The sequence below is a fragment of the Fictibacillus sp. Mic-4 genome, assembly GCF_049843615.1.
Classification (GTDB): Bacteria; Bacillota; Bacilli; order Bacillales; family Fictibacillaceae; genus Fictibacillus_A; species Fictibacillus_A gelatini.
In genome coordinates this window covers 98,629-105,792 of the sequence record NZ_JBBHZM010000009.1, presented here as the reverse complement: position 1 = coordinate 105,792, position 7,164 = coordinate 98,629, and the positions used below count along the sequence as shown (strand labels likewise).

9 protein-coding genes are annotated in these 7,164 nt (G+C 38.6%); 4 read left to right on the top strand and 5 right to left on the bottom strand.

Annotation, left to right across the window (positions count from 1 at the left end; genetic code table 11):
* Positions 1–253 precede the first annotated feature (253 nt).
* Positions 254–1,123: a nucleotidyltransferase-like protein gene (locus tag WD019_RS08825; protein WP_026679136.1), complete on the bottom strand. Its 870-nt coding sequence runs from the start codon at positions 1,121–1,123 to the stop codon at positions 254–256.
* 121 nt (positions 1,124–1,244) lie between these two features.
* Here WD019_RS08825 and WD019_RS08820 point away from each other — a divergent pair, with 121 nt between their 5' ends.
* Positions 1,245–1,598: a YgzB family protein gene (locus WD019_RS08820; protein ID WP_026679135.1), complete on the top strand. Its 354-nt coding sequence runs from the start codon at positions 1,245–1,247 to the stop codon at positions 1,596–1,598.
* 30 nt (positions 1,599–1,628) lie between these two features.
* On the opposite strand, the gene perR is transcribed toward WD019_RS08820, so the two are convergent.
* Both perR and WD019_RS08810 read right to left on the bottom strand, forming a co-directional pair.
* Entirely contained in the window at positions 1,629–2,066 is a 438-nt protein-coding gene (gene perR, locus WD019_RS08815; RefSeq protein ID WP_245595287.1) for a peroxide-responsive transcriptional repressor PerR, read from the bottom strand.
* A gap of 105 nt (positions 2,067–2,171) precedes the next feature.
* Positions 2,172–3,119 carry a D-2-hydroxyacid dehydrogenase gene (locus WD019_RS08810; RefSeq protein ID WP_425711237.1) on the bottom strand — a complete coding sequence of 316 codons (948 nt, stop codon included), beginning with the start codon at positions 3,117–3,119 and terminating at the stop codon, positions 2,172–2,174.
* A 248-nt stretch (positions 3,120–3,367) separates the two neighbouring features.
* On the opposite strand from WD019_RS08810, the gene WD019_RS08805 reads away from it, so the two are divergent.
* Entirely contained in the window at positions 3,368–3,547 is a 180-nt protein-coding gene (locus WD019_RS08805) for an H-type small acid-soluble spore protein (protein ID WP_026679132.1), read from the top strand.
* Positions 3,548–3,571: 24 nt separating this feature from the next.
* Here the strand turns inward: WD019_RS08805 and bcp are convergent, their stop codons facing one another.
* Together bcp and WD019_RS08795 are read right to left on the bottom strand one after the other, a co-directional pair.
* Positions 3,572–4,042 (bottom strand): thioredoxin-dependent thiol peroxidase, encoded by a 471-nt coding sequence (bcp, locus tag WD019_RS08800; protein ID WP_026679131.1) that lies wholly within the window; start codon positions 4,040–4,042, stop codon positions 3,572–3,574.
* A gap of 64 nt (positions 4,043–4,106) precedes the next feature.
* On the bottom strand, positions 4,107–4,526 hold the full coding sequence (locus WD019_RS08795; RefSeq protein ID WP_051291596.1) for a potassium channel family protein: 420 nt from the start codon (positions 4,524–4,526) through the stop codon (positions 4,107–4,109).
* A 136-nt stretch (positions 4,527–4,662) separates the two neighbouring features.
* On the opposite strand from WD019_RS08795, the gene WD019_RS08790 reads away from it, so the two are divergent.
* Both WD019_RS08790 and WD019_RS08785 read left to right on the top strand, forming a co-directional pair.
* Positions 4,663–5,952 (top strand): glutamate-1-semialdehyde 2,1-aminomutase, encoded by a 1,290-nt coding sequence (locus WD019_RS08790; RefSeq protein WP_425711236.1) that lies wholly within the window; start codon positions 4,663–4,665, stop codon positions 5,950–5,952.
* A gap of 122 nt (positions 5,953–6,074) precedes the next feature.
* On the top strand, positions 6,075–7,145 hold the full coding sequence (locus WD019_RS08785; protein WP_026679128.1) for an FUSC family protein: 1,071 nt from the start codon (positions 6,075–6,077) through the stop codon (positions 7,143–7,145).
* Positions 7,146–7,164 lie beyond the last annotated feature (19 nt).

The window sequence follows — 7,164 nt, the reverse complement described above, 5'->3', positions numbered from 1 at the left end:
CGGGATGGTTTATCCCTGACTTACCTGGCTTTTGTTTAGTTTTCAAAGAACATGTAAAGATGTTTTTGTCCCGTCGCTCGTTTTGGCGACTTTTATAGGATAACATCTTACAAAGAAGATGTCAACCACTTTTTTTAATTTGTTTTTCGCTGTTGTTTTAGCGACAAGTAGTAATATAACATGAATAAAATAGATGGTCAACATCTTTTTTGAAAAAATATGATTGGTTTTTTATCCTATTTCGTAAAACCCATTAAAAGTTAACTGTATAATGCCGATGATAAAGGTTTTTTCCTTTTGTCTCCCGGCGAATAACATGAACTATTCCTTTTTCAATTAAATGCTCTAATAGTACGGTCAGATCAATCGCATACTCAGCAATATCTTCGTGATCCATAAGTTCTGAAAACGTCCATTCTTCTCTCGTTTTTAAAACAGATAATAAATGACTTGCCCCAAGCTTCGTTTTAGAGGCAATGGAAAATTCGCTGGCGAGGAGAATTAATTCAATCCGTTTTTCAATCGATTCATTTCCTGTAATTAATTCTTCATATAACTTATATACTTGTGGTTCAATTAGTTTTACTTGATTCCAAACCGTTACCTCAGGATAATAACCATGTTCGATCACAGCTAACCGTGCCAGATGATGTAAGGCATGAAGAATATTATTAAAAGCATCAAGATATTGCTCAGTTGAAAAAAGCTCTTTCCCCTCGAAAAATCGGCGCAGTAACTTTCCATATTCGATACAAATTTTCTTCGTCCGTTCATGAACCGGGAATTCATTCAATCGTTCGCGCAAGTTTGTAATATATTCGTTACGATTAAATAGAACTTTTCCATTAATGACCCAATCTGCAGCCCTGCGGTTCGTCCCGAGCAACAGCCATTCGTTCAGTTGGAATTCCGTTACAATATGCAATGCTGCAATTTTATCAGCAAATTCATAATGCTTTATGGTCCACGGCTTTTCCTTGCTGTTTTTAACAATGACGAACAAGACACAATCAAAGTTGTCCGTTAAAGGGCTTACCGGTTTATGCTTTTCAATTAGAAGCACACCAAGGGTGTCTTCATTGCTCGCTCTTTCCTGATATAGTGAGCGTAATAAGTCTTCCATGACGTCATCTCCCGTTTTCAAAATCCACTGTCATACATTTCAACGCCAATACATAAAATCCTTTCTTTTTTTCGAAATCCTTTCTTATGATATACTGAAAAAAAATAGGAGGGACAGACAAATGATAAGGAATTCGAATAAAATAAATAAAATACGGACGTTTGCACTAAGTCTTGTATTTATCGGAATTATCATTATGTATGCAGGACTTTATTTTAGAACGCATTTTATTATTATGTCACTATTTATGATTATCGGGTTTCTAGCAACCCTTGCAAGTGCCGGCGTTTATCTTTGGATCGGAATGATTTCGATGAAAGCCGTTCAAGTGGTCTGTCCAAACTGCAATAAAGTCACAAAAGTACTTGGACGAGTGGACGCCTGCATGTCATGTAACCAGCCTCTTACATTGGATCAAAGTCTTGACGGGCTCGAATTTGACGAAAAATATAATAAAAAAAGAGCAAAAAAATAAGCTGATCCAGTTCCTACTGGCCCAGCTTATTTACTGTTTCTTGTTTTTTTGGCAATCGGGACACAGGCCGTAGATCTCCATCCGATGATGAGCAATATCAAACCCCGTTACCGATTCGGCCAGTGCCTCCACTTCGTCAAGACCGGGATAGTGGAAGTCAACAATCTTTCCGCAGTTGTCACAAATAATATGATAATGTTCCGTTGTGACACAATCAAACCGGCTTGAAGAATCACCATAAGTTAATTCCTTCACAAGACCTACTTCTTTAAACACACGTAAATTATTATATACGGTCGCAACACTCATATTAGGAAATTTCCCTTCAAGTGCTTTATATATTTCATCAGCCGTCGGATGTGACATTGATTGTATTAAATGTTCCAAAATCGCATGACGTTGTGGCGTTATGCGAACCCCGTACTGCTTTAATGTATCGATTGCTTCATTAATACGCGCGGTAGACATCGCCATGCACCTCTCTTCTAAAAAAAATTCTTACATTATAATATTTATAAATAGTGTACACGTTAAATGCTTATTTTGTCAATAATAGTATGTGATATGTCGCTTTTAATAACCTCTCTCAAGCGGAATAATGTTAATGAAATTTTGTTCTCCATTCCGATATTTTTTCAAATTTTCCTCGAACAATGTTATAGCTCTTTCTTGATACTGAGGAGAGATGCCTGATAGATGTGGTGTCACTGTTACATTTTCCATTTTCCAAAATGGATGATCGAAATGAAGTGGCTCTTTTTTGAACACATCCAGGACGGCGTGAGCAATCATTCCATCCTTTAAAGCTTTTAATAAATCTTCTTCATTTACCGTTGTCCCTCTTCCGATGTTAATAAAAACGGATGAAGCTTTCATTTGCCGGAAATGATCCATTGTTAAAAAGTTGTACGTTTCAGGTGTTGCTGGTAAAACCGAAATTAAAAAATCGCTTTCTTTCAAAAGCTCCGAAAGGGTTTCTTTGCCATAGATTTCATCGATAAAATCCGCTTGATGACCGCTTCTGTTAAATCCGAGAGTTCGCATATGAAACGCTTTAGCAAGCCTGGCGATTTCGCACCCAATCGCACCAGTACCCAATATTCCAATGGTTTTTCCCGAGATTTCTGTCATTTTCACACGCCGATCCCAGATTCTTTCTTGTTCATGCGCGATCAAGACTTTCGTTTGCCGGGCGACTTGAAGCATCATCGCAATCGTATATTCCGCCATCGGCGTTTTATGTATGCCTCTTGCATTTGTTACAAGAATACCTTTTTTACGAATAGCTTCAAAAGGCATTCGATCAAGTCCAGCAGAAATGACCATAATCCATTTTAAGTTGGCCGCTTTTTCAATTAATTCATCTGTTAAGTCTTCCCCATATGTAATTAAAATTTCGGCAGTTAGTAAATGTTCCTCCGCTTCATTCATGCCATTGCAAAATATAAATGTCTCATCAGGGAACTTTTCCGAAAGTTTGTGTCTGATGTCTCTCCTGATTTTTGCAGATGAAAGAATCATTATTTCACCCCATTACGAAATTGTTTTATTTGTATTGTACACCCTTTTGTCCATTTAAAGCATAAAAAAAGAGCAGGAGGAATATCCCGCTCAATTGATTGGAAGAGTTATTGGTACTTTTAAGTTATGCATTTTTTAACCATTCCGTATAGTCATGCGCCTTTGTCGTAAAAAATTTCGTTTAGATCAAAGTATAAGAATTTATGCATGTTTCATACTAAGACGGAATAAAAAAAGGAGCGAAAGAAATGAATACTGCTAGAGCACAACAGATTATTGAATCACCGAAAGAAATTGAAGTTTTATATAACGGAACTCCCGTTTGGCTGCAATCAGTAGATGAAGCAAAAGAAACAGCGAGAGTATATACAGCAGATCAACCCGATAATGAAATGGATGTACCTGTAAGAGAACTTGTTGAGCATTAAAAAGCCCGGCATAAGCCGGTTTTTTTATTGTAAATTTTCTTTAATGTATTCCAACGCATTGGCAACATGGTCTTTCACTCTTACTTTACGGTATTCCTTCACAAGGTTACCTTCTTTATCAATAATAAACGTAGAACGTTCAATCCCCATATATTCCTTGCCAAAGTTTTTCTTCAATTTCCAAACCCCATACATTTCAGCCAGATGATGGTCTTCATCCGCTAAAAGTAAAAACGGCAACCCATGTTTTGCAATGAATTTTTCATGTGAGCTTAGCGGATCCGGACTAACACCGAGAATAACCGTATCAAGATGTTCAAATTCTTCATGCCGATCTCTAAAATCACAGGCCTCTGTTGTACAACCCGGGGTCATATCTTTCGGGTAAAAATATAGGACAACATTTTTCCCTTTAAAATCAGATAAGGAAACTTCTTTCCCATTACTTGCCTTTGCCGTAAAGCCAGGTGCTTTTTTTCCGGTTTCAACACTCATTTGTATCCCTCCTGCTATTTTTATTGCCTATCATAAGGGTAACCAAACAAGCGGTTTCCTACAACTATTTCATCTTACGGTGGTCAATAACCGATGTAATGACGAAGGCAGCAGGAAGCAAATAGCCTATTAACGCTTCCGTAATGGAAATCCATCGACCAACCCCAAGCGGCGTAATATCTCCATAACCAACGGAAAGCATCGTGACCGCACTAAAATACATCGCCCCCTCCATCATTTTAATTAGCCCACCTTCGAGCATAAAGCCTTTTTCACTTAATACATGGTAATTCATAAACAATAATGAACAATACATTAAACCAAAACCAAGAATGATGTTAATATAAACTAACAGAAGTACAAAAAGATGGTTTAAAGACATCATTTGCTGTTTAATTCCCGGGTGCTGAAATAAGGCATGCAAGCTTTTTACGACAATAAAACCAGAAAAAATGAATAGCATGCTGTAAAAAAAATTGCCCACCGAACCACCTCATTAAAATGCTGTCCAATTGTCCTAACAGTAGTTTATGTTCGATTTCATTGAATTAAGACAGGTCTTGCTCTCACCAGTTCATCAAATAGTGCTACAATACTGATAAAGATAGGAGGAGTTTTATATGAATCGAAAACGGTCAGAAATCTTATATAAAGAAGCATTAGAGCATATTGTTGGCGGAGTGAACAGTCCTTCCCGCTCGTATAAAGCGGTTGGCGGAGGAGCTCCCACATTTATGGAACGGGCTGAAGGGGCTTACTTTTGGGATGTAGATGGGAACAAATACATAGATTATTTAGCGGCGTATGGGCCAATCATTACGGGCCATGCGCATCCTCACATCACAAAAGCAATCACTAAAGCCGCTGAGAATGGCACATTATACGGAACACCGACGGATCTTGAAATTAAATTTGCCAAAATGTTAAAAGAAGCCATTCCTTCGATGGATAAAGTGCGCTTTGTAAACTCAGGAACCGAAGCGGTCATGACGACCATTCGTGTGGCGCGTGCCTATACTGGGAGAGATAAAATCATTAAGTTTGCGGGATGTTATCACGGCCATTCCGATCTTGTTCTCGTTGCCGCAGGTTCTGGTCCTTCTACACTTGGAACACCGGATTCTGCAGGCGTTCCAAAAAGCATCGCCCAGGAGGTTATTACTGTTCCTTTTAACGATATTGATGCTTACCGCGCTGCAATGGAAAAATGGGGCGACCAAGTAGCAGCCGTGCTTGTTGAACCGATTGTCGGCAACTTCGGAATTGTGGAGCCGAAAGAAGGATTTTTAGAAGCCGTTAACGAAATTACCCACAACGCTGGCGCTCTCGTCATTTATGATGAAGTCATTACCGCGTTTCGTTTTATGTACGGCGGAGCCCAGGATCTGCTTGGCATAAAGCCTGATATGACGGCTCTTGGAAAAATTATCGGTGGTGGTCTCCCGATCGGGGCATACGGCGGTCGAAAAGAAATTATGGAAAAGGTTGCACCGCTAGGTCCTGCCTATCAAGCAGGGACAATGGCGGGAAACCCGGCGTCGATCTCTGCGGGAATTGCCTGTCTTGAAGTATTGCAAGAAAAAGGAGTGTATGACCGGCTCGATGCACTTGGCAAAATGTTAGAAGAAGGGATTTTAAATCACGCGAAAAACTATAACATACCGATTACGATCAATCGCCTAAAAGGAGCCTTAACCGTTTATTTTACAAATCAGCCAATTGAAAATTATGAGCAGGCAGAAAACACGGACGGCGAAATGTTCGGTAAATACTTTATGGCAATGCTTGAAGAGGGGATTAACCTTGCCCCTTCTAAGTATGAAGCAATGTTTTTAACGACTGCACATACGGAAAAAGATATCCAGGATACAATTGATGCTGTCGGACGAGCCTTTCAGAAACTTGTATAAACGATTCTTAAAAAGCCGCATGATATTGTGCGGTTTTTTTTCTATATATTACTTGATAATAAACGTAAATCATTGTATATTGTTTCGAGATTATTTAAAAAAGAGGGGAAATCGATTCCTTTATGAAACTTGGAGCTCGAATCATTAAAACGGGAGTAGCAATCGCATTATCGATTTATCTGGCTGTATTTTTCCACCTTCAGCCGCCGGTCTATGCCGCCATTTCGGCAACGTTTGCGATCCAACCTTCTATTTACCGTTCGTATCAAACGATTTTAGACCAGGCACAGGGGAATATCATCGGTGCGGTTTGTGCCATTCTTTTTGTATTGGTGCTTGGCAACCATCCGTTAGTTATCGCTTTAGTCGTCATTGTTGTCATTGTTGTCAACTTAAAGCTTAAACTTGAAAAAACAATTTCATTATCCGTTGTGACCGCGATTGTCATTATGGAAAGCCATACAGGCAGCTTTATATCATTTGCCATCGACCGATTTTTGTTGATTATGCTTGGAGTGGCGGCCGCGTTTTTAGTCAATTTAATTTTCATTCCGCCTAAATATGAAACAAAATTGTTCTACAGCATTTCTGATCAAACCGACGAAATTATCAAATGGATAAGGATCATGATGCGGCATGCGCCCGAACATAGCGTAATTAAGGATGAAATCGGGACTTTTAAAGAAAACAGCATTAAAATCGATCAATTTTATTTGCTGTATAAAGAAGACAGAACTTATTTCAGGAAAAATCAACATAAAAAAGGCCGTAAACTCGTCATTTACCGGCAAATGATTTATACAACAAGAAAAGCATTTGAACTGCTAAAAAGTTTGCATCGGCATGAAAATGAACTGTATCAGATGCCTGATGAACTTCAGCAATTCATCCAAAGCCAGTTGGATTGTTTAACAAATTACCATGAACAAACGTTATTAAAATACACAAATAAAATTCGGATCGATTCTGAACTCCATAAAACCGAGGACTTTTGTGAAAATAAGCATGAGTTGATGGAAGTCTTTATGAAACATTATCATATGCCAAAAAACGAATTGTGGATCCAGCTCTTCCCTGTCTTTGCTTTAATCATTGATTATAGTGACCAGATTGACCATTTAAATCGATTGATCGAAAGCTTTAAAACTTACCATACGTCAGAAAACAAAGTGAAATTAACAAACGCGGAATAATCCAAAAAGCAGCCTCTCC

What these genes read in the sequence shown, in the direction of transcription:
- WD019_RS08805 (WP_026679132.1), top strand. Translation starts at nt 3,368, where the DNA reads ATGAATACTGCTAGAGCACAACAGATTATTGAATCACCGAAAGAAATT.
- perR (WP_245595287.1), bottom strand. Translation starts at nt 2,066, where the DNA reads ATGTCTACCGCGCGTATTAATGAAGCAATCGATACATTAAAGCAGTAC.
- bcp (WP_026679131.1), bottom strand. Translation starts at nt 4,042, where the DNA reads ATGAGTGTTGAAACCGGAAAAAAAGCACCTGGCTTTACGGCAAAGGCA.
- WD019_RS08825 (WP_026679136.1), bottom strand. Translation starts at nt 1,123, where the DNA reads ATGGAAGACTTATTACGCTCACTATATCAGGAAAGAGCGAGCAATGAA.
- WD019_RS08810 (WP_425711237.1), bottom strand. Translation starts at nt 3,119, where the DNA reads ATGATTCTTTCATCTGCAAAAATCAGGAGAGACATCAGACACAAACTT.
- WD019_RS08785 (WP_026679128.1), top strand. Translation starts at nt 6,075, where the DNA reads ATGAAACTTGGAGCTCGAATCATTAAAACGGGAGTAGCAATCGCATTA.
- WD019_RS08820 (WP_026679135.1), top strand. Translation starts at nt 1,245, where the DNA reads ATGATAAGGAATTCGAATAAAATAAATAAAATACGGACGTTTGCACTA.
- WD019_RS08790 (WP_425711236.1), top strand. Translation starts at nt 4,663, where the DNA reads ATGAATCGAAAACGGTCAGAAATCTTATATAAAGAAGCATTAGAGCAT.